This window comes from Embleya sp. NPDC025285 (genome assembly GCF_055558835.1).
Window position 1 is genome coordinate 40250 of record NZ_JBVHLU010000065.1, and the last position, 24488, is coordinate 64737.

The 24488-nt window shown below is 73.2% G+C and carries 23 protein-coding genes; 15 read left to right on the forward strand and 8 right to left on the reverse strand.

Annotation, left to right across the window (positions count from 1 at the left end):
* Positions 1-64: 64 nt before the first annotated feature.
* From ACZ4FV_RS34045 to ACZ4FV_RS34065, 5 genes are all read left to right on the forward strand, one after another.
* Positions 65-1267, forward strand: coding sequence for an amidohydrolase family protein (locus ACZ4FV_RS34045; protein WP_465324084.1), 1203 nt, complete (start codon positions 65-67; stop codon positions 1265-1267).
* Between the two features lie 190 nt (positions 1268-1457).
* Complete coding sequence (locus ACZ4FV_RS34050) at positions 1458-2933, forward strand: APC family permease (protein ID WP_465324086.1); 1476 nt, start codon at positions 1458-1460, stop codon at positions 2931-2933.
* A gap of 288 nt (positions 2934-3221) precedes the next feature.
* Positions 3222-3680 carry a hypothetical protein gene (locus ACZ4FV_RS34055; RefSeq protein WP_402230229.1) on the forward strand — a complete coding sequence of 153 codons (459 nt, stop codon included), beginning with the start codon at positions 3222-3224 and terminating at the stop codon, positions 3678-3680.
* Between the two features lie 5 nt (positions 3681-3685).
* Positions 3686-4246, forward strand: coding sequence for a thiol-disulfide oxidoreductase DCC family protein (locus ACZ4FV_RS34060; RefSeq protein ID WP_395868055.1), 561 nt, complete (start codon positions 3686-3688; stop codon positions 4244-4246).
* An 11-nt stretch (positions 4247-4257) separates the two neighbouring features.
* Complete coding sequence (locus ACZ4FV_RS34065; protein WP_395868057.1) at positions 4258-5043, forward strand: TetR/AcrR family transcriptional regulator; 786 nt, start codon at positions 4258-4260, stop codon at positions 5041-5043.
* Here ACZ4FV_RS34065 and ACZ4FV_RS34070 read toward each other — a convergent pair.
* Positions 4971-6002, reverse strand: coding sequence for a GlxA family transcriptional regulator (locus ACZ4FV_RS34070; RefSeq protein ID WP_395868059.1), 1032 nt, complete (start codon positions 6000-6002; stop codon positions 4971-4973). The genes ACZ4FV_RS34065 and ACZ4FV_RS34070 overlap by 73 nt on opposite strands.
* 91 nt (positions 6003-6093) lie before the next feature.
* Here ACZ4FV_RS34070 and ACZ4FV_RS34075 point away from each other — a divergent pair, with 91 nt between their 5' ends.
* The 4 genes from ACZ4FV_RS34075 to ACZ4FV_RS34090 all read left to right on the forward strand — a co-directional run bounded on the left by ACZ4FV_RS34075 (position 6094) and on the right by ACZ4FV_RS34090 (position 9641).
* The gene (locus ACZ4FV_RS34075) at positions 6094-6816 is read left to right on the forward strand and encodes a DJ-1/PfpI family protein (RefSeq protein WP_465324090.1); all 723 of its coding nucleotides are present in this window, start codon (positions 6094-6096) and stop codon (positions 6814-6816) included.
* 242 nt (positions 6817-7058) lie between these two features.
* Positions 7059-7676 carry an HD domain-containing protein gene (locus tag ACZ4FV_RS34080; RefSeq protein ID WP_402230222.1) on the forward strand — a complete coding sequence of 206 codons (618 nt, stop codon included), beginning with the start codon at positions 7059-7061 and terminating at the stop codon, positions 7674-7676.
* Positions 7677-7767: 91 nt separating this feature from the next.
* Complete coding sequence (locus tag ACZ4FV_RS34085; RefSeq protein WP_402230220.1) at positions 7768-8532, forward strand: nucleotidyltransferase domain-containing protein; 765 nt, start codon at positions 7768-7770, stop codon at positions 8530-8532.
* A 314-nt stretch (positions 8533-8846) separates the two neighbouring features.
* Complete coding sequence (locus tag ACZ4FV_RS34090) at positions 8847-9641, forward strand: SDR family NAD(P)-dependent oxidoreductase (RefSeq protein WP_395868067.1); 795 nt, start codon at positions 8847-8849, stop codon at positions 9639-9641.
* A 289-nt stretch (positions 9642-9930) separates the two neighbouring features.
* Here the strand turns inward: ACZ4FV_RS34090 and ACZ4FV_RS34095 are convergent, their stop codons facing one another.
* The 3 genes from ACZ4FV_RS34095 to ACZ4FV_RS34105 form a co-directional block, all read right to left on the reverse strand.
* On the reverse strand, positions 9931-10143 hold the full coding sequence (locus tag ACZ4FV_RS34095) for a hypothetical protein (RefSeq protein WP_395868069.1): 213 nt from the start codon (positions 10141-10143) through the stop codon (positions 9931-9933).
* A 119-nt stretch (positions 10144-10262) separates the two neighbouring features.
* Entirely contained in the window at positions 10263-10883 is a 621-nt protein-coding gene (locus ACZ4FV_RS34100; protein ID WP_402230215.1) for a YigZ family protein, read from the reverse strand.
* A gap of 115 nt (positions 10884-10998) precedes the next feature.
* Entirely contained in the window at positions 10999-11892 is an 894-nt protein-coding gene (locus ACZ4FV_RS34105; RefSeq protein ID WP_465324094.1) for a LysR family transcriptional regulator, read from the reverse strand.
* A 159-nt stretch (positions 11893-12051) separates the two neighbouring features.
* On the opposite strand from ACZ4FV_RS34105, the gene ACZ4FV_RS34110 reads away from it, so the two are divergent.
* Complete coding sequence (locus ACZ4FV_RS34110; RefSeq protein ID WP_402230211.1) at positions 12052-13326, forward strand: MFS transporter; 1275 nt, start codon at positions 12052-12054, stop codon at positions 13324-13326.
* A gap of 99 nt (positions 13327-13425) precedes the next feature.
* Positions 13426-13839 (forward strand): VOC family protein, encoded by a 414-nt coding sequence (locus tag ACZ4FV_RS34115; RefSeq protein WP_465324097.1) that lies wholly within the window; start codon positions 13426-13428, stop codon positions 13837-13839.
* Positions 13840-13869: 30 nt separating this feature from the next.
* Here the strand turns inward: ACZ4FV_RS34115 and ACZ4FV_RS34120 are convergent, their stop codons facing one another.
* Positions 13870-14556 carry a helix-turn-helix domain-containing protein gene (locus ACZ4FV_RS34120; RefSeq protein ID WP_465324099.1) on the reverse strand — a complete coding sequence of 229 codons (687 nt, stop codon included), beginning with the start codon at positions 14554-14556 and terminating at the stop codon, positions 13870-13872.
* Between the two features lie 47 nt (positions 14557-14603).
* Between ACZ4FV_RS34120 and ACZ4FV_RS34125 the strand changes: the two genes are divergently transcribed.
* Positions 14604-14849: a hypothetical protein gene (locus ACZ4FV_RS34125; RefSeq protein WP_395868080.1), complete on the forward strand. Its 246-nt coding sequence runs from the start codon at positions 14604-14606 to the stop codon at positions 14847-14849.
* Here ACZ4FV_RS34125 and ACZ4FV_RS34130 read toward each other — a convergent pair.
* From ACZ4FV_RS34130 to ACZ4FV_RS34140, 3 genes are read right to left on the reverse strand one after another with little or no spacing between them, the layout of a single operon-like run.
* Complete coding sequence (locus tag ACZ4FV_RS34130; protein WP_465324101.1) at positions 14759-15457, reverse strand: GNAT family N-acetyltransferase; 699 nt, start codon at positions 15455-15457, stop codon at positions 14759-14761. The two genes, ACZ4FV_RS34125 and ACZ4FV_RS34130, sit on opposite strands and share 91 nt — an antisense overlap.
* Positions 15415-16488, reverse strand: a complete 1074-nt coding sequence (tsaD, locus tag ACZ4FV_RS34135) for a tRNA (adenosine(37)-N6)-threonylcarbamoyltransferase complex transferase subunit TsaD (protein ID WP_395868084.1) — start codon at positions 16486-16488, stop codon at positions 15415-15417. The genes ACZ4FV_RS34130 and tsaD overlap by 43 nt, the downstream gene beginning before the upstream one ends.
* Before the next feature lie 9 nt (positions 16489-16497).
* Positions 16498-18402 carry a hypothetical protein gene (locus ACZ4FV_RS34140; protein ID WP_465324102.1) on the reverse strand — a complete coding sequence of 635 codons (1905 nt, stop codon included), beginning with the start codon at positions 18400-18402 and terminating at the stop codon, positions 16498-16500.
* A 194-nt stretch (positions 18403-18596) separates the two neighbouring features.
* Here ACZ4FV_RS34140 and ACZ4FV_RS34145 point away from each other — a divergent pair, with 194 nt between their 5' ends.
* The 3 genes from ACZ4FV_RS34145 (at position 18597) to ACZ4FV_RS34155 (ending at position 24396) form a co-directional block, all read left to right on the forward strand.
* Positions 18597-20879: an ATP-binding cassette domain-containing protein gene (locus ACZ4FV_RS34145; RefSeq protein ID WP_465324104.1), complete on the forward strand. Its 2283-nt coding sequence runs from the start codon at positions 18597-18599 to the stop codon at positions 20877-20879.
* A gap of 181 nt (positions 20880-21060) precedes the next feature.
* A complete protein-coding gene (locus ACZ4FV_RS34150; RefSeq protein WP_402230199.1) occupies positions 21061-22314 on the forward strand; it encodes an SLC13 family permease in 1254 nt (417 codons plus the stop codon).
* Positions 22315-22419: 105 nt separating this feature from the next.
* On the forward strand, positions 22420-24396 hold the full coding sequence (locus ACZ4FV_RS34155; protein ID WP_465324107.1) for a hypothetical protein: 1977 nt from the start codon (positions 22420-22422) through the stop codon (positions 24394-24396).
* The last annotated feature ends 92 nt before the right edge of the window (positions 24397-24488 follow it).

Sequence of the window (24488 nt, forward strand, 5' to 3'; positions counted from 1 at the left end):
TTCGGTATACCAGCTACGTTGAGCAACCTCCGCTCTCCGAGAAGAGGTCGCCTTGTCCGATCCATTGTCCGTAACATCCCGTCCCGACCTGCTTGTCGACGCGACGCTGCCCGATGGAACCCGAGCCGACCTCACCCTTCGTGACGGCCGCATCGCCGCCGTGACGCCTGCGGTCGAGCGCTTCGGCCCACCTCCCACAGGCGCGCTCGGCCTGGCCGGGGCGCTCGTGCTGCCCGCGTTCGTGGACGGGCACATCCACCTGGACAAGACCTTCCTGGGCGCCGACTGGCAACCACACGTGACGGGCGGCACGATCCGCGAGCGGGTCGCCGCCGAGCACGCGCTGCGCGAACGGGTGCGGGTGCCGGTCGGCGAGCGGGCCGAGCACTTGGTCCGCCGGGTCGTCGCACTGGGCACCGGGCACCTGCGCTCACACGTGGACGTGGATCCGTGGCTGGGTCTGACCGGCCTGCACGCGCTGGTCGAACTGCGCGAGCGCTGCCGGGATCTGCTGTCGATGCAGCTCGTGGCGTTCCCGCAGAGCGGCATCGTCACCGCCCCGGGAGTGGCCGACCTGCTCGACGCGGCGCTGCGCGAGGGCGCCGACCTGATCGGCGGCCTGGACCCGCTCGGCTTCGACGGCGACGTGGCCGGCCACCTGGACGTGGTCTTCGGACTCGCCGAACGGCACGGCGCGGGCATCGACCTGCACCTGCACGACGGCGGCGAGCCGGGCGCGGCGCAGCTGCGCGAGATCGCCGCGCGCACCGCCGCGCTCGGCCTGGCCGACACCGTCACGGTCAGCCACGCGTACTGTCTGGGCGCGTTGGCCCCCGCCGAGTTCGCCCGCACCGCCGACGCCCTCGCGGCGGCCGGCGTGTCGATCCTGACCAACGGCCCGAGCGGCCCGATGCCGCCGGTGCTCGCGCTGCGCGAGCGCGGTGTGCGGGTGTTCGCCGGTTCGGACAACATCCGCGACGCGTGGTGGCCGTACGGCACCGGGGACATGCTCGAACGCGCGACGATCGTCGGCCTGCGCCAGGACCTGTGCACCGACGCCGAACTCGCCGTCGCCGCCGACCTGGTCACCGACGCCGCCGCCGCGGCGCTCGGCCTGGCCGACTACGGGCTGCGGGTCGGCGCGCGCGCCGACCTGGTGGTGGTCGAGGCGACCTCGACGCAGGCCGCCGTCGCCGCACACCCCGCCCGCCGACTGGTGCTGCACGGCGGCCGGGTGGTCGCCACCGACGGCCGACTCGCAGGCTGACCACACCGCACCGACCGGCGCCACCCCACTCGCCCGACCACGGGCCCAGCCGCCCCACGCAGCCGACTCTCGACCATTCCCGACCACGGGCCCACCCACCCCTGCGTCCGGTCGCCGACCTCCCGACCACCGGCTCGACCCGTCCCGTCGAGCCGGTCGCACCCCTCCCCCGCCCCGGAGAAGAACCCTCATGACCATCCGTCAGGAAACCGCCGCGCCCTCCGTCGCGGCCCCCGTCGACCCCGGCAACACGCTCGCGAACGCCCGCATCGGCACCGCGGACCTGGTCTTCTTCGTGGTCGCGGCAGCCGCGCCGCTGACCGCGATGGCCGGCGTCGCACCCGCCGCGATCGGCATGGGCGGCCTGGCCGCGCCGTTGGGCTACCTGCTCTCGGGCCTGCTGCTCGCGCTGTTCGCCGCCGGTTTCACCGCGATGAGCCGCTACGTCCGCAACGCGGGCGCGTTCTACGCGTACATCGCCCGGGGCCTGGGCAAGGCCGTCGGCGTGGGCGCCGCGTACGTCGCCGTCGTGTCGTACAACCTGATCGAGATCGGCATGGTCTCGTGCTTCGGCTACTTCGCCTCGACCGGCGTCGAGGACCTGACCGGGTTCGCGCTGCCGTGGTGGGTCTGGGCGCTGGGCTGTGTCGCGGGTGTCGCCCTGCTGGGCTGGTTGCGGGTGACGTTGAGCGCGAAGGTGCTCGGCATCGCGCTCGCCCTGGAGGTACTGGTCCTGCTGGTGCTGGAGATCGGCGTACTGGGCGATCGGGGCGGATCCACCTTCGATCCGGGCGTGTTCGACCCCACCCACCTGTCCGGGGACGGCGTCGCGGGCATGTTCGTGCTGGCCATCGGCGCGTTCACCGGATTCGAGGCGACCGCGATCTACGCCGAGGAGGCACGCGAGCCGGAGCGGACCGTGCCGCGTGCCACCTACATCGCGGTCGGCTTCCTCGCGCTGTTCTACGCGTTCACCGTGTGGGTGGTGATGGGCGCGTTCGGCGGCGAGGAGTCGGTCGCGGTGGCCAACGGCGAGGGCGGCGCGGACCTGGTGTTCACCGCGGGCGGCGAGTTCGTCGGGGCCTGGCTGGCCGACTCGATGCACGTGCTGATCATCACCAGCGCGTTCGCCGCCACCCTCGCCTTCCACAACGCCGCGACGCGGTACATGTACGCGCTCGGCCGCGAGGGGCTGTTGCCGCGCGGACTGGGCCGGGTCGACCGGCGGACCGGCTCGCCCGGGCGCGCGGTCGTGGTGCAGAGCGCGATCGGGCTCGCCGTGGTGGTGGTCGGCGCGCTCGCCGACGTCGACCCGTACACGGTCACCTTCCTGTGGCCCAACGGCGTGGGCGTCCTGGGCGTGATGGCCATGCAGGCCCTCGCGGCGTTCGCGGTGTTCGGCTTCTTCCGCCGCGACCGGCGCGGGCTCTCCCGCTTCCGGGTGGTACTGGCGCCGCTCGCGGCGGGCGCGGGCCTGGTCCTGCTCACCGTCCTCGCGGTCGCGCACTTCGACCTGCTCACCGGCGCGGCCGACGGCGTGAACGCGGCGCTGCTGGTCCCGCTGCCGATCGTGTTCTGCGCGGGCCTGCTGATGGCCCGACACATCCGCCGCGCCGACCCCGAGCGCTACGCCCTGCTGACCACAACCGACGTCGAACGGGACTGAACCCCGGCCCACCGCGCGCCGCGTCACGCCCTCGACCCCACCCGGTTCGGCAGAGGTGACTGCACGCAGGTACTCGGCGCGGGTCTCCGCCGTCACTCCACTCCCGCCGGCCCCGAACACCCGTCGATCCCACCGCACTCGCGGTGTGTTCGGCGGGTTTCGTGGTTTCCGCCCGAAGTGTTCGCCACTCCATCCGGCACCTGGCCACGGCGACTTGAACGTGTTCAAAAACAGGTCTACAGTCACGCTCGTCGGCCAGTTTGAACACGTTCAAAAAGGAGCCGGTCAATGGACATGACCGTTGTCACGTACGTCATCTACCTGGTCATCAGCGTCGGACTCACCGTCTGGGTGGCCCGAACCCTCAGCCGCAGCGGGCAGGTCTTCCTCCAGGACGTCCTGCGCGGACGCGAGGAACTCGCCGCCGCCGTCAACCACCTCCTGGTGGTCGGCTTCTACCTCGTCAACCTCGGCTTCGTCGCGCTCTACCTCAAGGGCGGCGGCACCATCGACACCGCCCGCGACTCGGTCGAGGCGCTGTCGGTCAAACTCGGCACCGTGCTGCTGGTCCTGGGTGTGCTGCACCTGCTGAACGTCTACGTGCTCAACCGCATCCGGCAGCGCGGTCTGGCGGACGAGGCCTACGGCACCGACGGCGGCGCCCGGCGGGCACGGAAGGTCTCCGGCCGGGACTTCGGCCCGCCGGTGCACCCGCAGAGCACGACCCGACCCGCACCCGGGGTCTGATCCCGATGATCGCCCTTCCCGAGCACCCCACCGAGAACCTTCCCGAGAACACCGTGCCGGGCCGATCGGAGGGGACGGCCCGGCACGGCACCCCCACCCCCGAGCCGCTCACCCCCGAGCCGCCCACCCCGATCCGCCGCCTCACCGTCCTGTACGACGCCGACTGCCCGTTGTGCACGGCGCTCTCGGACTGGATCGCCCGGCAGCCCACCCTGCTCGCCGTCGACCTGCTTCCGGCCGGCTCGCCCCGGGCCCGCAACCGCTACCCCGAACTCGACCACGTCGCGACCATGCGCGAACTGACCGTCGTCGGCAGTGCCGGCGAGGTGTGGACCGGCCCGGCCGCGTGGATCACCGTGGCGTGGGCACTGCGCGCCTACCGCGGCCTGTCCTACCGGCTCGCCACGCCGATGGGCATGCCGATGGCCCGGGCCGCCGTACTGGCCGCGGCCCGGATCCGTGCGGTCACCCGGCGGGGGCCGGTCCCCCCGTATCCGTACGAGGATCCCTACCGCGAACCGTGGACGGTGGTCGCGTGTGGCGACCAGTGCGAATTCGAGCACTAACCTTGCCTGTCGTGGAGCACGTGGAAGGCACCGACGCATCGAACCCGGCCGACAAGAGCGAGCGGCCGGACCGGGGCGGTCGGCCCGGCAAGAGCGAGCAGACGCGGTCTCTGATCCTGGAGACCGCGCTGCGGCTCTTCCGCGAGCGCGGCTACGACAAGACGACCATGCGGGCCATCGCCCAGGAGTCCGGCGTCTCGGTCGGCAACGCCTACTACTACTTCGGCTCCAAGGAACACCTGATCCACGGCTTCTACGACCAGGTCACCCACGAACACGTCGACCGTTGCCGGCGGGACCTGCGCGGAGTCCGCGACTTCGGCGACCGGCTCCAGGTGGTGCTGTCCGCGTGGTTGGACGTCGCCGAGCCGTACCACGCGTTCGCGGTGCAGTTCTTCCGTAACGCCGCGGACCCGGAGAGCCCGCTCAGCCCGTTCTCCGCGGAGTCGTATCCGATCCGCGAACAGGTCACCGGGCTGTTCGCCGACGTCCTGCGCGGCTCCTCGCTCCGGATCGACGACGAACTCGCCGAGCTGCTGCCCGAATTGTTGTGGCTGCACCTGATGGGCATCGTGCTCTTCTGGGTCTACGACCGCTCCCCCGAGTGCGCCAAGTCACGCGCGTTCGTCGCGCGCACCACCCCGATGGTGGAGCGGGTGATCTCGCTGTCCCGGTACAAGGTCTTCCGGCCGCTGGTGCGCGACGCGGAACGGCTGATTCGCGACTACATCGTGCCCGAGGGCGTCGCGGCGGCGGACACCGGCGGCCCGTCCGGATCGCCGGCGGATCGCCGATAGGCCGACGGCGAGCACGCGTACAGGTCGGCGAAGGCCAGCCGCAACGTCTCCGTGGTACCGAACCCGCAACGGCGCGCGATCGCGCTCAGCGGCAGCCGAGTGGACACCAGCAGCCGGGCCGCGGCCTCGGTGCGGGCCACTCGCACGTGCCGGCCCGGCGAGGTGCCCAACTGGGCGTGGAAGAGCCGGGTCAGGTGCCGCGCGCCGATGCCCACCTCGCGGGCCAGCGCCGGGGTGCTCAGGTCGGCGTCCAGGTTGCCGGTCACGTACGCGGTCGCCCGCCGCACCAGCGGGTGTTCGGGCGGCGGCGCGGCCACGAACATGGACACCTGGGCCTGGTTGCCGGGTCGCTGGAGGTAGGTGACCAGGCCGCGCGCGGTGTGCCGGGCCAGGTCCGGCCCGTGGTCCTCCTCGATGAAGGACAGCGTCAGGTCGAGCGCCGCGGTCACCCCGGCCGATGTGGAGATCCGGCCGTCGCGGATGAACAGCGGAGCCGCGTCCACCGTGACCGCGGGCCGGTCGGCGGCCAGTTGCCGGGCGTACGCCCAGTGTGTGGTGGCTCGTCGGCCGTCCAGCAGCCCGGTCGCGGCCAGCACCGAGGCACCCGTGCACACCGACGCCACCCGCCGCGCCTCCCGGGCCGCCCGGCGCAGGTGGCCGACGAAGCGTTCGTCCTCGGCGGCCCGCTCGTGACCGTACCCGCCGCAGATCAGCAGCGTGTCCACCGCGCCGACCACGTGTTCGAGGGGGATGTGCGGGGTCAACTCGAAGCCGCCCGAGCACGCGATCGGCCGGCCGCCGAGCCCGGCCAGGCGGACGTCGTAGGGCGGGTCGGCGCCGAGCGTGTTCGCGGTGATCAGCGTCTCGGTGACGCAGGCGATGTCCAGGAGCGCGGAGTTGGGGTAGCCGACCACGATCACCCGGCGCGCGGCCGGGCGCGGGGTCGGGTGAGTGTCCATGGCCCGGAAACCTAGTGTCCGAAGGACGGGGATCGCAAGGATTCGGACATCGTCCTCGTCACGGCCGGCGCGGGCACGCGAAGGTCGTCACATGACCGCATCCACCGCGCACGATCCCGCCGCTCCCCCTCCCAGGACCATCGCGTTCGTGTTGTACGAGGGCCTGACCCTGCTCGACCTGGTCGGTCCGCTCGAGGTGTTCACCGCCCTGGCCCGGTTCGGGCTCGGCTTCGAGGTGAGCGTGGTCGCCGCGAACACCGACCCGGTGTCCACCGGCACTCCGCTCCGGGTGGCCGCCGATCGCACCTTCGCCGAGGTGCCCGCGCCGTATCTGCTGTGTGTTCCCGGCGGGGAGGAGGCGACGCTGCTGGCCCTCGCCGATGCCCCGCTGCTCGACTACGTGCGCACCGCGTCGGCCGCCGCCGCCTGGACCACCTCGGTGTGCTCGGGTTCGCTGATCCTGGGCGAGGCCGGCGTGTTGACCGGGCGCCGGGCGACCACGCACTGGATGTTCCGCGACCGGCTGACCGCCTTCGGCGCGCAACCGGTGGCCGAGCGCTGGGTCGAGGACGGCGACGTGGTCACCGCGGCGGGTGTGTCCGCCGGGATCGACATGGCGCTGCACGTGGTCGAGAAAATCGCCGGCGCGGACGTCGCGCGCGCGATCCAGTTGGGTATCGAGTACGACCCGGAGCCACCGCAGGGGCCGATCGACTGGGCCGGCGCGGACGTCGCCGCGTTGGCACCGATGGCGACCGCGATGGTCGAGAACGCGCTGGCGGATCACCCGGCGCTGCTGGCCAAGTTGCGCTGATGCGGGGGCCGCGCGACGGTCGCGGCGGCGCGGGCCGGCGTGGGCTGCGGCTCCCGCGGACCCGGGGCGATCCTCGGCGCGACCGCGTTGCATATCGTGGGGGCGTCCGCGATCACCGCCGACCGCGCGCACCGCCGACCCGCTGTCGGCCGGCAGTCGTCGACCGTCGGCTGTCGGCCGCCGCGCCCGCGCGACGGTCGGGCGATCCGGACGCCGCCCGACCGTTCGACCGAGGAGTTGCCTTGTCCGGTGTCCCGCTGTTCCCGCCCACCGACGCGCACCTGGCCGCGCAGATCGGCTTCATCCTGGAGATCGACCGACTCAAGGGTGTGGTCCGGCGCAACCTGGTCGCGGACGCCTCGCGCCGCGAGAACACCGCCGAGCACTCGTGGCACCTGGCCATGCTGGCCGGCACGCTGGCCGAGCACGCCGCGACCGAGGTCGACGTCGCGCGGGTGACCCGGATGTTGTTGATCCACGACCTGGTCGAGATCGACGCGGGCGACACGTTCTACTACGACTCGGTCGCCGAGGTGGACCAGTCCGAGCGCGAACAAAAGGGCGCGGACCGGATCTTCGGTCTGCTGCCCGCCGCGCAGGGGGCGGAACTGCGCGCCCTGTGGGAGGAGTTCGAGGCCCGCGAGACCCCGGACGCGCGCTTCGCCAAGGCCATCGACCGGTTCCAGCCGTGCCTGCTCAACTTCCACACCGAGGGCGGCACGTGGCGCGAGTACGACCTGACCCGCACCCAGGTGCTTGCCAAGCAGGGCAGCACGATCGCGGACGGCTCGCCGTCGTTGTGGGCCTACACCCTGGAACTGATCGACGAGGCGGTCACCCGCGGCTACCTGCGGCCCTGACCGCGCCGGGCCAGGGGCGGGTCCTGTCGGCCCCGCCGGGCCAGGCGCGCGGGTCGAAGGGCCCGCGCGCGGCGCGTTGTAGCCTGCGATCATGACCAGTGACGCATCCTTCACCACCCACGTCACCGAACGGCTCGCGGCGCTGCCCGGCGTCGCGGCGGTCGCGCTCGGCGGGTCGCGCGCCCAGGGCACCCACCGCCCGGACAGCGACTGGGACTTCTCGGTCTACTACCGGGACGGATTCACCCCGGACGCGGTCCGCGGCCTCGGTTGGCCCGGCGAGGTGTCCGAGTTCGGCGCGTGGGGCGGCGGGGTGTTCAACGGCGGCGCCTGGCTCACCGTCCAGGACCGGGCGGTCGATCTGCACTATCGCGAACTCGCGGACGTGGAACTTCGGTTGGCCCAGGCGCGGGAGGGCCGGTTCGAGGTCGAGCGGCTGCTGTTCCACCTGGCGGGCGTGCCGACCTACCTGGTGGTGGCCGAACTCGCGGTCAACCGGGTGCTGTTCGGCGACCTGCCGCGCCCCTCCTACCCGGAGGCGCTGCGCCGCACCGGACACACCAGGTGGGGCGACGACGCGCGGCTGACCCTCGCGTACGCCGACGGGGCGCACGCCGGCCACGGCCATGTCACCGACGTCGCGGGCGCGATCGGGCGCGCGGCGTGCGAGGCGGCACACGCGGTGTCGGCCGGTCGCGGCGAGTGGGTGACCAACGAAAAGACCCTGCTGGATCGCGCGGGCCTGCGCGGCGTCGACGAGATCGTGTCCCGGCTGACCCCCACGACACTGTCCACCGCGATCGCCGAGACCGGCGCCCTCCTCGACAACGCCCTGAAGGCGAGCCGACCCGCCTGACCCGGTCGGCTGCCACCGACCGTCCTCCGCGCGTCGCCGGCCGCCGACGTCGCCTCGGCCCGCCGCACATTCGGTCATCGCCCGAATCCGTGCCGCCGCCGTCCGTCCGCCGAACAGCGCGTCGCGGCAGGGCCGTTCACCGATCTCGACGCCGTCCCGGCCGCCCTGGCGCCCGGCCGCACTGCCGCCCTGCCGCGCTTTTCGCGCCCCGGCCGGCGAGCCGATGAAGGCGCCGGGAGGCCCAGCCCGCCCCGCCGAAACACCGCGGCGGATTTCCGCCAGACCTGAGCTATCCGCGCAACAATGATTGAGCCATGAACTTGAACCTGAAGAACAAGGTCGTCGTGGTCACCGGTGGCAGCAAGGGCATCGGCCTGGCGATCGTGCGCGGCTTCGCCGAGGAGGGCGCCCGAGTCGTCGCCGGCAGCCGCACCATATCCACCGAACTGATGGCGCTGCGCGGGGAGTTCGACGTACTTCCGGTGGCCGTGGACCTGGCTCACCCGGATGGTCCGGCCGAGCTGGTGCAGGCTGCCGTCGACGCCCACGGCGGGGTCGACGTACTGATCAACAACGTCGGGACCGGTGCGCCGACGCCCTCGATCATCGGGGTCGAGGACGCCGAGTGGCAGCGCATCTTCGAGATCAACCTGTTCAGCGCGGTGCGCGCGACCAGGGCCGCGATGCCGTCCATCGTCACCCGGGGCGGCGGCGCGGTGATCACCATCAGCTCGCTGAACAGTCACCTCCCGTCCTCGTCGCTCGTGCACTACTCGGCATCGAAGGCCGCGCTGAGCTCGTACTCGAAGTCGCTCGCCGAGGAGTTCGGCCCGCAGGGTGTGCGGGTGAACACCGTCTCGCCCGGTCCGGTGCGCACGCCGCTGTGGACCGACCCGGGGCAGTTCGCCGACATGATGGCCGCGTCCGCCGGGACCACCGCGCAGGTGTTCATGGACGAGGTGCTTCCGCAGGCGATGGGTGTGCTCACCGGTCGCGTCTCCGAGCCGCGGGAAATCGCCGACGTCGTGCTGTTCCTGGCCTCCGAGCGGGCCGCGAACATCATGGGCGTGGACTATGTCGTGGACGGCGGCATGCACAAGGCGATCTGACCCCTCGGGTGCGGCCGGGGACCGGAGAATCGGTCCCCGGTCGCACTACCGCCCTCATCCCACGCGGACCCGGGTCGAGCCGGCGACGCGCTCACCATGCGGGCAGGTTCCGCCGACGACCCCTGGAGGACCATCCGACTCGCACCGCCGTCCCCCGACCCCGACGCGCGGACCTTCGCCGGACCACTCTGCTGCTCGCCGTAGCGCCACGGGTCCGCGGGTGCGTCTCACCCGCTTCGTCGTCGGACCCGCCGACGCGGGGTTGCCCGAGACCCCTGACCCGGCGCGATCAGCCGTTGCCCGTCGGTGGGACCGTCACGCCGTATTCCCGTGCGGCGTGCAACGCGTCCTCCAATTCGTCCAACGCGGGGGACAACGCGTTCGTGTCGTGCGTGGCGCTGGCCTCGGACAACACCGCGCGAGCCCGAATCACCCGCTCGCGAACGGCCCGGTCGACCTTCGCTTGGTCGGTCGCCGACCTCTCGTCGTATCCAGCCGTCATCACTTCCTCATTTCCCGCAGCCCCGTGCGAGCACCCCATACACCCCTTGGTGTTCCGACCTGGGGCGCGTTTCAACCGGGCCGGCGCACACCGGCGTGAGAAGTCCGTCAGGAAATGTTTCAGGAGGCGTCCACCTCGACGAACGTGCGCCCCGTCTCGCGGGCGCTCGCCCGGCCGCCGGTCAGGTCGGTCAACCGCGCGGTGAAGCGCTCCCGATCCGGCTCCGGCACGCACACGTCGATCGCCACCTCGGCCCCGTACCGGATGTCGCGCACCTCGTGGCCGAGCCCGCGCAGGTCGTTCTCCAACCGGCCGGCGTGCGCGTGGTCGACGTCCACCGTCAGCACCAGCATCGGTCGCAACTCGACCACCCCGACCGTGTCCACCGCCTCGGTCACCGCCGAGCCGTACGCCCGGATCAGGCCGCCGGCGCCGAGCATGATGCCGCCGAAGTATCGGGTCACCACGGCGACCGTCTCGGTGAGCTCGCGGCGCCGGAGCACCTGGAGCATCGGCGCACCCGCCGTACCGGACGGTTCGCCGTCGTCGTATCCCTTCTCCTGGCCGCCCGCGATCCACGCCGAGCAGTTGTGCCGCGCGGAGGGGTGCAGCGCCCGGCGCCGGGCCAGGAATGCCTGCGCCTGGGCGTCGTCGGCCACCCGCGCGACGGCGCACAGAAAGCGCGAGCGCCGAACCTCGACCTCGACCTCACCTTCGGACTTGATCGTGAGCAGCGGCATGACCAGGTCCTTCGGCAGGCATCGGTGAACGCCCCCACGGTATGGCCCGTCGCCACGGGCGCTCGCCATAGGGCGTGTCTTCAAAGCCCCGCGGGGATCGAAGACACGCCCAGGGTCAGGCCGCCATCGGCGGCCGGCTCGACACGGCGACGAAGGAGCGCAGCAGGTTCGTCTCGTGCCCGGCCCGCCAGGTGAGCGTGACCGCCGACTCGGCCAGGCCGGTGACCGGCACGAACGCGACGTCGGGGCGCCCGTTGTAGCCGGCGAACTGCGCACAGAACAGCAGCGCTCCCCGCTCGGCGGCGATCAGCGACAACACCTCCTGGAGGGTGCCGGCGACCGGTCCGCGGGGAATCGGGCGACCACCCGGGGTCACCGTCGGCGACTGGAGTTCACGCCAGCGCGCCGGGGCCGGCCCGGCGATGTCCACGAGCGCGCACTCGGCCAACTCCTCGGCGTCCACGTGCTCGCGCCGCGCGAACGGGTGCCGGGTGGAGACCCCGAGCACGAGCGGGTCGGCGGCGATCACCGGGCCGGTGCGCAGCGCGGGGTCGACCACCGGCAGGGTCACGAAGGCCGCGTCGATCTCGCCGCGCAGCACCGCGCTAAACGGATCCGACAGCGGCGTCTCGACCAGGTCGGCGCGGGCCTGCGGATGTCCGGCGCGGAAGTCGCCGACCAGGTCCAGGAGGGTGCCGTAGGGCGTGCCGACGAAGCCGATCCGCAGCACACCCTCGATGCCCCGGGCTCGGGAGCGGGCGCGCTCGACCGCGTCGGTGAGTTCGGCGTACGCGGGCCGCATCTCGGCCAGGAACAGTGCGCCCTGCGACGTGAGCTCGACCCGACGGCTGCTGCGCTCGAACAGCCGGGCGCCGATCCGATCCTCCAGTTGCCGCAGCAGTTGGCTGACCCGGGCCTGCGACGTGTAGAGCCGGGCGGCGGTGCGGGTGAAGTGCAGTTCCTCGCTCAACACGACGAAACACTCCAACTCGCGGAACTCCACGCTCATCCGCGCTCTCCTCCCCCTCGGGTACGGGTCGACCGGGCCAGTACGCGATGCCCGCTCGGACCCGGCACCGGACTTCGACCTGCGAGCATAAGCGAGGCTTGTGCACGCATGCGATCTTGGCCGTTGTTCGGTCCCGGCCCGGTGACCAGGGTTGACGCCATGTCCAACCCAGTCGTCGACACCGCTTCGTCCCCTTCGTCAATCGCAGATCCCGGGTCCGCCGCCGATCCCGAGGCCTCTGCTCCCGGGTCCGCCGCCGAATCCGGGTCGGCCGCCGAGAGGGCCGGCGCCCGGTCCTGGCTCGCCGTCGCGGCCGTCTCCGTCGGTACCTTCGCGGTGGTCAGCACCGAGATGCTCCCGGTCGGCCTGCTCACCCCGATCTCGCACGGCCTGCACGTGTCCGACGGCACCACCGGGCTGGCCATGACGCTGGCCGCGGTGGTCGCGGGCGTCGCCGCGCCGATCGTGCTCGTCGCCGCCGGTCGGGTGGATCGGCGGATCGTGCTGGCCGTGATGATGTTCGTGCTGCTGGCCGCCAACACGATCAGCGCGCTGGCGCCGAACTTCGCCACCCTGCTGGTCGCCCGGGTCCTGGTGGGCGCCGGCCTCGGCGGCTTCTGGGCGATCGGCGCGAGCCTGCCGGTCCGCCTGGTACCCGCCCGATCGGTCGGCCGGGCCGCCGCGATGATCTTCGGCGGGGTGTCGGTGGCCTCGGTGGTCGGTGTGCCGATCGGCACGATGATCGGCGAATGGGCCGGTTGGCGCGTCGCGTTCGCCGCCATGGCCGGGCTCGCCGCGGTGGTCCTTGCCGCGCTGTTGCTGCTGCTCCCGCCGCTGCCCGCCGAACGGGCCGTGCGACCGAGCGAGCTGCGGGCGCTGCTGGGCCGCGGTCCCGTACTCCTGGGCGCCGCGGGGCTGATCCTGGTGATCGCCGGGCACTTCGGCGCGTACACCTACATCCGGCCCGTCCTGGAGCGGGTCGGCGACCTGGGTCCGGGGCCGATCGGCGGGCTGCTGTTCGGGTACGGCGTGGCCGGTGTGGTCGGCAACTTCGTGGCCGGCGCGTACACCGGACGCGCCCCGCACGGCACGCTCGCGGTCGCGGCCGGGCTGCTCGGCGTCTCGGTCGTGCTGCTCGCGCTGACCCGGACATGGACGCCGGGCACGGTGGCCGCGATGCTCGCGTGGGGGCTCGCGTACGGCGCGGTGCCGGTGGGGTTGCAGGCGTGGTTGTCGCGCTCGGCGCCGGACGCCCCCGAGGCGGCGTCGGCGGTGTTCGTGACCGGCTTCCAGGTCGCCATCGCGCTCGGTTCGCTGCTCGGCGGCGTCGCGGTGGACGCGGTGGCCACGTCCGCCGTGTTGTGGTTCGGCGGCGCCCTGGCCGCGGCGACCGGGTTGCTGGCCGTGACGGCGGCTCGTCGGGCACGGGCCTGAACTCGTCCGGACGCGTCACGCGAACACGTTCGGGTCCGTCGCGCGAACACGTCCGATTCGTTCAAGATCCCGGCCGCCGGCGCCGGCTAGCGTGAGGGCATGACTTCTCGCGCGTTGCGTTTCCACTTCATCGGCCTCGTGGTCGCCGACATGCCCGCGTCGCTCGCGTTCTACCGCGCGCTCGGCCTGGACATCCCCGCCGGGGACGACGCGCTGCCGCACGTCGAGGTGACCTTGCCCGGCGGGCCGTTGCTGGTCCTGGACACGGTCGGAACGGTCCGCTCGTTCGACCCCGAGTGGACCGCGCCGACCGGCGGTCATCGGGCCGCGCTGGCCTTCATGTGCGCCGATCCGGCCGCGGTGGACAAGCTGTACGGCGAACTGGTCGCGGCCGGACACACCGGCCACCTGCCGCCGTGGGACGCGTTCTGGGGCCAGCGGTACGCGGTCGTGCACGACCCGGACGGAAACGGCGTCGATCTGATGGCACCCCTGCCGGACGCCGCACAGTAGCCGGCCGGGCAGCGGGGCGAGCGTCGGGGTTCAATCCAGCAGGGTGCGCAGCGGGACGCCGGCCAGCGCCTTGACGTCCCGCGCGAAGTGGGCCTGGTCGGCGTAGCCGGTGACGGCCGCGACCCTGGCGGCCGGGACGCCCCGTCGGGCCAGGTCCAGCGCGCGGTCCAGGCGCAGCACCCGGGCCAGCGTCTTGGGCCCGTAGCCGAACGCGGCGAGCGAGCGGCGGTGCAGTTGACGCTCGCTCAGGTTGACCCCGGCCGCGACCGTGGCGACGTCCGCGCCGGCCCGCAGTTCGCCGACCACGGTGCCTGCGAACCGTGCCGTGTCGGCGTCGTGCTCGCGCAGCCGCGAGGCGGCCACGTGTTCCAGGACGGCGGCCGGGTCGGCGGCGGCGGAGATTCGCTCGGCCAACTCCCGTGCGTCGCGCTCGCCCCACACATCGGCCAGCGGGACCCGCCGGTCGCGCAGCGCGTCGGCGGGCGTCCCGAACAGCGCGGGCCCGAACCCGGGGGCGCAGCGCACCGCCGCGTGGCGCGCGCCCGGGCTGTCCTGGACCAGGTGCGCGGCGGTGTCGGGTCCGGCCACGATCAACTCGTCGCCGGACCAGATCAGGTCCATGCACCCGTCCGGCAGCACGCGACCGGATCCGGCCGTCTCGACCGTGCGGGTCCACACGATCAGCGGTGCCAGCCGGGAACGACGTTCGACATACACGTCCCCAGTATCCCCGGGTCGGGTGGCGGTACCGTTGGGGTGTCAGCGTGCACGTCCGAACCGGGCAGGGGCTCATGGGCAACGAAGAGCAGCGTGGACATCCGTCGGTGGAGGAGACTCCCGACAAGGCCGCCGATCGCACCGCCGAGGCGGCTCGCGCCGAGCGCTGGGGCAAGCTGCCCGAGCGGGTGGCACCGGCCGATCAGGTCGAGGAACTCCCGGCCGATCCGCCCAACGACCCCGAGTTCGGCCGCGACGCGAACAACGACTGGTTGCTGCGCTCCGCGCCCTGACCCTGCGGCACCGCCGCATCGTGCGCCGGGTGCCGGGGGTGCAGCAGCACCACCGTGCCCGGCCACTCGGCCGAGGCGATCCGCCGCCAACCCTGGCGCGCGTAGAAGCGCAGGGCCGGTTCCGCCTGCGTGGAGGTGAGCAACCAGGAGCGGCCGTCGACGGCGTCGGCGGTCACCGCTTCCAGCAGCGCGGCGGCGGCTCCGGTGCCCCGGGCCGCGCCGGAGACCGCGAGTTCGTCCACCTCCAGCGCGCCGCAGAGCCACGCCCGGGTCCGCTCCGGACCCAGCGCCTCGGCGACCCGGTCGTACGAGCGGCCGGTGGGCATCGGTGTCGTGGTGGTCCACGCGGTGCAGAACCCGAGCACGGCGCCGGTGGATTCGGCCACCGCGACGACGCCGACGAAGCCGGGCCGGCCGGCGTCCGCCGCCAGCCGCCGCAGGTACTCGTCGGCCTGCTCCGGCCCCTCGTCCCACGGCGGTTCGGCGAAGGCCTCGGCGTAGACGGCGCGGATGCCCTCCGCGTACCGGGTGAGCTCGGCGGCGGTGAATCGGCGGATCTCCGGGGTCATCCGGCCGCTCGCGCGGGTGTCGCCACGGGGTGCAGGCACGCGTACTCCAGGGGTGCGGACGGGTCGATCGACACGTCGAGCGGGGCCGGCGCGACGCCGGCGCGGATCAGCAGGTCGCCGACGGCGGCGATCATCGCGCCGTTGTCGGTGCACAGGCGCGGCGGCGGCACCCGCAGCGTGATGCCCGCGGCGGCGCAGCGCTCGGCCGCGAGCGAGCGCACCCGGGAGTTGGCCGCGACGCCGCCGACCACGACGAGGGTGCGCACGTCGTGTGCGACACAGGCCGCGACGGCCTTTCGGGTCAGCACGTCGGCCACCGCCTCCTGGAGCGCGGCGGCGCCGTCGGCGACCGGCAACTCGGCGCCCGCGGCGCGCGAGCGCTCGGCCCAGCGGGCGGCGGCGGACTTGAGGCCGGAGAAGGAGAACGCGTACGGGTCGTCACGCGGTCCGGTGAGCCCGCGCGGGAAGGCGACGGCGCGCGGGTCGCCGTCGCGCGCGGCGGCATCGATCGCCGGCCCGCCCGGGTAGGGCAGGCCGAACACCCGGGCCACCTTGTCGAAGCACTCCCCCGCCGCGTCGTCGAGCGTGTCGCCGAGGTGGGTGATCGGGTCGCGGGCGAGGTCGCGCACGAGCAGCAGCGAGGTGTGGCCGCCGGAGACGATCAGCACGACACACGGGTCCGGCAGCGCGCCGTGTTCGAGGGTGTCGGCGGCGACGTGTCCGGCCAGGTGATGCACGCCGTACAGGGGCACGTCCAGCGCGAGTGCGAAGCCCTTCGCGGCGGCCACGCCGACCTGGAGCGCGGTGGCCAGACCGGGGCCGGTGGTCACCGCGACCGCGCCGATGTCGCGCCGGCGCAGCCCGGCCGCGTCCAGCGCGGCGCGCACCGTCGGGGTGACCGCGTGCACGTGCGCGCGGGCCGCGATCTCCGGTACGACGCCGCCGAATCGGGCGTGTTCGGCCATGCTGGTGGCCACCGCGTGGCCGAGCAGCCGGCCGTCCCGGACCAGGCCGACTCCGGTCTCGTCGCAGGACGATTCGATGCCGAGGACGATGGGTGAGGCACTCATGGCACGAGCTTAGTTGCCATTACCGAGTACTTGCACACCACTTGCAATAGCTGCGGCGATCCGGGCCCGCGCGGCGCGGGCGCGCTCGACGAGCGCCTCGTCCAGGCGTATCCGGTCCCGGTCGTCGTCGAGGAGCGGCGGGCGCTCGGGCGAGTCGACGATCGTGTCCAGGGCGGGCAGCAGCGGGGCCGCCGCCGCGCCCATCTCGTCCAGCAGGCGGTACACGGACGAGGCGTACACGTCGGCGTCCAGCAATCGCGGCAGCGACGCGAGCAGGACCGGCAGCGCGGCGGCGCCGGCATGCCGCCACAGCGGTTCCAGGACGCGGGCGTAGGTCCGGTCGGGGTCCGCCGCCATCGACCACAGCGCGGCCGAATGGCGCGGGCTCAGGCCGCCGTTGTCGACCAGCCACTCCAAGAGCACCACGGCCTGGCGCGGTCGCCGGATCACCGATTCGAGCGCGTCGAGGCGGGCCTCCGCGAGCCGGCGATCGCCGGTGATCCGGATCAGCGCGAGGGCGGCGTGTTGTGCGAGCGTCTCGGGCGCCTCGGCGACCAGGCGCGCGAGCAGCGGTACGGCCTCGCCCGCGGCCGGGCCGAACTCGCCCAGCACCTGCGCGATCCGCGCGCGCGGCCACGTGTGCGCCTCGACGCTCGCCACGTCGGACAGCGTCGCGATCAACGCGGGCACCACCGCCGCGTCGGCCGGCGCGTCGGGGTTCAGCGCGGCCACGGCCGCCGGCAGCAGGCACCCCCGCTCGCGGAGCGAACGTACACAGGAGGCGGCGTCGTGCCTGGCCAGTCGGTCGAGTCCGGCGGCCGGCAGGAGCGCCGACGGGTCGTCGGCGAAGCCGGCCGCGGCCCGCGTCAACCCCGGGTGCGTCGCGTCCGTCGCCGCCGTGAACAGTGCCGCGCGAACCGCCGGGAGTGCCCGGCGATCACCCTCGCGCGCGAGGGCCACGACGGCCGGCCAGCCCGCGATCGGGTCGGCCGTCAGTCGCGCCAGGCGGTCGGCGGCGCCCCGGGTGGCCTGTGTGGAGCCGCCGATCGTGTGCAGCGCGGCCGCCCGTACGTCCGGGTCCTCGTGGTCGAGCGCGTGGCCGAGGGCCGGCAACAAACGGACCGGGCCGGCCCGCCACTTCCCGATCGCCTCGCGGCCGAACCCGATCCCCACCCGCGCCGTCGCCGGGTCCGGGGAACGCATCAGCAGGTCGGCCCACAGGTACCAGTCGATCTCGGCACGTCCGCCGCGCTCGAACGCGGAGGCCAACAGCTCGGCCGCGCTCCACGTGACCGGCGAACCCGGACCGGACAGGCGCTCGGCCGAGCCCAGTGCGCCCCGGATCACCCGCTCCCAGTTCCCCCGCCGCTCCGGCGCGCACAGCGCGAGCGCCGCGAAGCCCGCCCGCAACCGCACGGCCGGATCCGGGTGTTCGCGCAGGTGCCCGGCCAGATCCAGTCGCGCGGCCTCGGTGCCGGGGGCCCAACGGCCGAGCGCGGCCTCGACGAGTGCCAGGCCGGCCACCGGGTCGGCGGGTGGTTCGTGGGCCATGTGCAGTGCCCGGTCGAGATCGGCCTGCGCGAGCAGCCAGGCCGCCGCGCGGCGTACCCGTTCGTCGGGGTCGATCAGCAGGTTCGCGGCGATGTCGGCGGCGGCCGGCCATCGCTGGACCGCATGGCTCACGGTGGTCAACAGCGTCATCACGCGCCGCCGGACGGCCGGATCCGGATCGGCGCTTCGCGCGAACATCTCGCGGGCCGTCGGGCCGTCGCGATCGGCCAGAATCGCCTGGTACGTCGCGTCGCCGTAGCCGGCGAAGAGCGGATCGTGCACCGTCGGGCTCAAAGGCGCCGCGGTCGTCTCGGTCGGGTCGGTCGGGTCGATCGGCTCGGGCGCCGACGTCGGGGCGTGCACGCGCGGGGGCGGTCGCCGCCCTCTCGGTTCGGGTTCGTCATGGCGGCGATGGTGCTGGATGGACACCGTCCCGCGCAACCCGTTTGTGCGCCGCCGCATCGGTCCGCGCGACAGCGGACGGTTCCGCGACCGGTGCCGAATCGCTCCGAAATCCTTGACAACACGTGTCAGGAACCCCTTCGTACGTTGGTGCCATGAACTACGACAGCATCGTGATCACCGGCGCCCGGGAGCACAACCTCAAGGGGGTGTCGCTGCGCATCCCCAAGAACCGGATCGTGGTGTTCACCGGAGTCTCCGGATCGGGCAAGTCGTCGATCGTGTTCGACACCATCGCGGTCGAGTCGCAGCGGCAACTCGCCGAGACGTTCACGGCGTTCATCCGCAACCGGCTGCCCAAGCACGAGCGCCCCGAGGCGGACTCGATCGAGTACCTGTCGACGGCAATCATCGTCGACCAGCGCCCGATCGGCGGCAACTCGCGGTCCACGGTGGGCACGATGACCGACATCCACCCGCTGCTGCGCGTGTTGTTCTCGCGGCACGGCACCCCGTCGGCCGGACCCTCCAACCACTACTCGTTCAACGACCCGAACGGCATGTGTCCGACCTGCGAGGGCCTCGGGCACACCGTCCGGCTGAACCTGGACGCGCTGATCGACCCGAGCCGCACGATCGGCGACGGCGCGATCCGGCACCCGGGGTTCGCGGTCGGCGGCTGGCAGTGGCAGCTGTACGCGAACCACGACCTCTACCCCACCGACGTCCCGATCCGCGAGTTCACCGACGAGCAGTGGCGGCTGTTCCTGTACGGCACCGGCGCCAAGGTGGAGATCGTCAACAACAACGGCCGGCACCACATCGACTACGAGGGGTTGGTCGACCGGTTCAACCGGCTCTACCTCAAGCGGGACACCTCGGCGCTGGCGGAGAAGAGCCGCGAGACGATCGCCCGGTTCGTCACCGACGGAGCGTGTCCGGACTGCGCGGGGGCCCGGCTCAACGAGGCGGCGCGCACATCGCTGATCGAGGGCCGCTCGTTGTCGGACTACGCGGCGATGGAGATCGCCGACCTGGTCGAGGTGCTCACCGGACTGGCCGATCCGGTCGCGCGGCGGGTCGCGCGACCGGCGGCGGTCGCGTTGGAGCGGATCGTCGCGATCGGGCTCGGCTACCTGCACCTGGACCGGCCCACCTCGACGGTGTCCGGCGGCGAGGGGCAGCGGCTGAAGATGGTGCGCTACCTCGGTTCGAGCCTGACCGGGATGACGTACATCTTCGACGAACCGAGTGTGGGACTGCATCCGCGCGACGTGGTCCGACTCAACGACCTGCTCACCCGGCTGCGGGACAAGGGCAACACCGTGCTGGTGGTCGAACACGACCCGGACGTGATCGCGATCGCGGACCACGTCGTCGACGTCGGCCCGGGAGCGGGCATCCACGGCGGCACCGTCACGTTCGAGGGCAGCTTCGCCGAACTGTGCGCCGCGAACTCGCCGACCGGGCGCGCGCTGCGCCGGCTCAGCCCGCTCAAGCCGAGCTTTCGCCGGCCCACCGGCGCGCTGGAGATTCGCGGCGCGAACCTGCACAACCTGCGGAACGTGGACGTGGACATCCCCACCGGCGTGCTCACCGTGGTCACCGGCGTCGCGGGCTCGGGCAAGAGCACGCTGATCTCGGACGTGCTGGTCGCCGCGCACCCGCAGGCGGTGGTGGTCGACCAGTCGGGCGTGGGCATCTCCTCACGCTCGACGCCGGCGACCTACGTCGGCGTGCTGGACACCGTGCGCAAGCTGTTCGCGAAGGCCAACGACGTGGACCCGGGGATGTTCACGTTCAACTCGCTCGGTGCGTGTCCCGAGTGCCAGGGGCGCGGCGTGATCCGGACCGACATGGCGTTCATGGACCCGGTCACCACGCGCTGCGAGGCGTGCGAGGGGCGGCGGTTCCGCGACGAGGTCCTGGCGTACCGGCTGCGCGGCAAGTCGATCGTGGAGGTGTTGGCGCTGACCGCCGAGGAGGCGGTGGACTACTTCACCGAGAAGGCGCTGCGCACTCGGGTGCGGTCGCTGGTCTCGGTCGGGCTGGGCTACCTGACCCTGGGGCAACCGCTGAGTTCGCTGTCCGGCGGCGAGTTGCAGCGGCTCAAGCTGGCGAGCGAACTGCACAAGGCCGGCAGCGTGTACATCCTTGACGAGCCGACCACGGGCCTGCACATGTCCGATGTGGAGACACTGATCCGACTGCTGGACCGGCTCGTGGACGCGGGCAACACCGTCGTGGTGGTCGAGCACAACCTGGACGTGGTCAAGCGCGCCGACCACGTCCTCGACCTTGGTCCGGGCGGCGGCAAGCACGGCGGCACGGTGGTGTTCGAGGGCACGCCGGCGGAATTGGTCAAGGCCGAGGACTCGGCGACCGCGGAATTCCTGCGAGCCGCGTTGGCGACGGCGGAGCGGGCCCGGGCGAGCTGACACTTCGGACGAACCCGGCTGCGGGCCGGGCGGCGCGGCCCCGAGCCGGAGGAACCCGACTCCGGGCCCGGGATACCCGACCCCGGGCCCGCCGTCGAGCCGGAAAAGGGCGGCCGGCAGGGTGGTGGGCCGCTCGTCGACCCGGTCGGTCGATCGGCACCGTCCGACCTTCGCCGGGGAGATGACCGTGGGTACCGCCGCCGCCGAGACGTTGTCCGTCATGCTGCTGGCCGCGGTGCTCGCGTTCGCCGTGGCCCGGCCGCGCGGATGGCCCGAGGCGGTCGCCGCGGTGCCGGCGGCGGTCCTGGTGGTGGCCGCCGGGGCGGTGTCCTTCGACGCGGCCCGGGAGCAGGTGCGCACGTTGTCGCCGGTGGTCGCGTTCCTGGCCGCCGTGCTGGTGCTGGCCAAGCTGTGCGCGGACGAGGGCCTGTTCGTCGCGGCCGGGAACGCGGTGGCCCGGTTGTGTCGGCGCCGGCCGGGTCGGCTGTTGTCCGGGGTGTTCGTGGTCGCCGCCGTGGTGACCGCCGTGCTGAGCCTGGACGCGACCGTCGTACTGCTGACGCCGGTGGTGTTCGCCACGGCGGCGCGGGTCGGTGCCCGCGCCCGCCCGCACGCGTACGCGTGTGCGCATCTGGCCAACTCCGCCTCGCTGTTGCTGCCGGTGTCGAATCTGACCAACCTGCTCGCGTTCACCGTCAGCGGCCTGTCCTTCGGGCGCTTCGCGCTGCTGATGGCGCTGCCGTGGCTGGTGGCGATCGTGGTCGAGTACGTGGTGTTCCGCCGCTTCTTCCGCACCGACCTGGCCGCGCCGCTCACCCCGCCGACGGCGACGCCGACCACCGGGGTGCCGATCTTCGTGCTGGTCGTCCTGGCCTGCACGCTGGCCGGGTTCGCGGTCACCTCGCTCGCCGGACTCGAACCGGTGTGGGCCGCGCTCGGCGGTGTGCTGGTGCTCGGCGTGCGCGCGCTGCGCCGCCGGCACACCACGGTGCGCGGCCTGCTCGGCGCGGCCGATCCGCTGTTCTGCCTGTTCGTGCTCGCGCTGGGGGTCGTGGTCACCGCCGTGGTCGACAACGGGCTCGGCGACGCGCTCGCCCACGTGTTGCCGGCCGGGTCCTCGTGGCCGGCCCTGCTCGCGATCGCCGCCGTCGCGGCCGGTCTGGCGAACCTGATCAACAACCTGCCGGCCGTACTCGCACTGTTGCCGCTCACTGCGAGCACCGGCGCGGGTCCGGGGCCGGTGCTCGCCGTGCTGATCGGGGTGAACCTCGGCCCGAACCTGACCTACGTCGGGTCGCTGGCGACGCTGTTGTGGCGGCGGGTGTTGCGCGAGCACGACACGGACGCCGACCTGGCGGCCTTCACTCGGCTGGGGCTGCTGACCGTGCCGCTGGGGCTGGTCGCGTCGACGACCGCGTTGTGGCTGGTGTTGTGAGCGTCGTCGTCGGCGTCGCCGGTCTCGCCGGTGTCGTGAGCCGTGGCAACGCGTGGGAGTGGGGCGCCGCCGGCCGCGTCGGCGCGACGCGATAGGGATGTCGGCATGGCACCTACGACGGTTGATCCTCGTGATCAGTGGCTCTCCCCGGCATTGTCGGGGCTGGTCACCGGTCTGGGGATGTGGAGTTGGAATGTGTTGGCGGGCGTTGAGCGGGTCGGCGGCTATCTCGCCGGCACGTGGGATCCGCCGGCCGAGGAGGACGGCCCGGGGATCATCGGCGACGGGTCCTGGCCGCCGCTGATCGGCCGGATCGGCGCGATCGCGCTGCGCGCCGCGGCCCCGACCACCTCGGCGCAGCAGCGCGAGGCCCTGCTGGGGTTCCTGGAGAACTGGGCGGGCACGCCGCTGGCCGACCCGACGACCCGGATACGCGTGGGTTCCGCGCGCGCCGACGCCAAGGCCGTGCGCGACGGGCGAGGGGCCACGATCGCCACGACGTGGCCGCGTGACGGCCGTTGCGGCGTGCTCCAGGTGCGGGCCGGGGACGCCGATCCGCCCGTGTTCGGCGAGCCGACCGACTGGGTCGAGGTCGCCCACGGCTGGGGCGACGCGCGGCAACTGCGCCGCCTGGTCGCGCTGGTGCGCGAACGCGGGCCGATCGCCTGGGATCCGGCGGCGGCGCGACTGCTCGCCGAGGAGACGGGCGTGTCCCGGGCGGCGGCGGTGCTGCTGCTGACCGGCGATGCCGGCGGGATCCGCACGCTGCCGCCGCTGAATCCCGACCAGCGCCGCCTGCTCGGGCTGAGCACGGCCGAAGCCGACGCCGGTTACGACGAGTTGGGCCGGCTGACCGAACTCGAGCGGCTGGAGCTGTTCGCGCGCGTGTTGCCCGAGGATCCGGCCGATCTGTGGGAGGACGCCGCCCCGGGCGCGCTCGCGGCCGGGATCGCCGCCGCGTGGCGGGAGCGGTTCGGGCGGGCGCGGCCGGTGCCGGAGGAGACCCTCGTCGTGCTCGCCGAGCTCGGTCGCGTCACCCTGCACACCCCGGCCGCGCACGTGTGCGCCGCCTTCCTGGCCCCCGAGACACACCCGCTGACCAGCCGGAACCACGACTCGTGGCTGGTGGAGGGCACCCATGGGACGTACAGCACCAGCGAAGGGCAGGGCGAGCGCTGGTTCGCGGAGTTCCTGATGGCGCTCGATGTCGCGCTGCCGACCGTCTACGCCGAGTTGCCCGCCGGGGATCCGGTCCGCGCCGGGCTGCCCGCCGTGGTGGCCGCCGTGCGCGCCCGGCTCGATCATCCGGGACTGCTGCTGAACGCCGGCTACACCGCGCGCTCCAACGAGGGCGCCGACCGCCTGCGGGCGCTGTTCGGCGATCGCCCGCATGCCGGACCGCTCCCGCTGACGTCGGCGAACTTCGACGACGGCCTGACCATCGCCACCCTCGCCACACCCACCGAACGCGCCCCCGATCCGTTCGTACGGCTGTACTTCCGGCCCGCGCTCTACGGTGACGACGAGCGTTCGAACCTGCTGCGGCGGGTCGCCTCCGGTGGCGCACCGGTGCGCGACGCCGTCGACATGCTGCGCGGGGACTGGTGCGCGCGGGTGGTGGATCGGGTGGCCGGCGACGCGCTGCCGGTCGGCGGGTACGAGGGCAATCCGGCGCTGAGCGCGCCGGAGACGGTCGCACGGGTCGAGAAGGCACTCGGCGTGGACGCCGACGCCGCCGCGCTGTACCTGCAACTGCTCGCGATCGCGCGCCCGAGCGATCGACGGGTCCGGCTGTGGAACGGCTGGAACGCCGCCCGCCACCGGCAGGCCGCGGCGGCGTTGGTGACGGCCGGCGTGGTGGTCGCGGACAAGCGGGCGCGCGCCGGTCGTGGGGTCTTCCTGCCGGGCGACTGGGCCGAGGCCCGCAAGCCGCTGTGGCCGATCGAGGTGTGGAAGGCGAATCTGCTGGGTGTGCACTTGATCGGCAAACGGGTGTGGGAGGACCAGGTCTGGCGCCTGACCCTGCCCGAACTGTTCGCCCACGCCTGGGATCTGGTCGAGCGTGGCGAGGGGCCCGCCTGATCGCGGTCCGTGGATGGCGGGGGGGGGGGGGGGGGGGGGGGGGGGGGGGGGGGGGGGGGGGGAGGGGGGGGGGGGGGGGGGGGGGGGGGCCA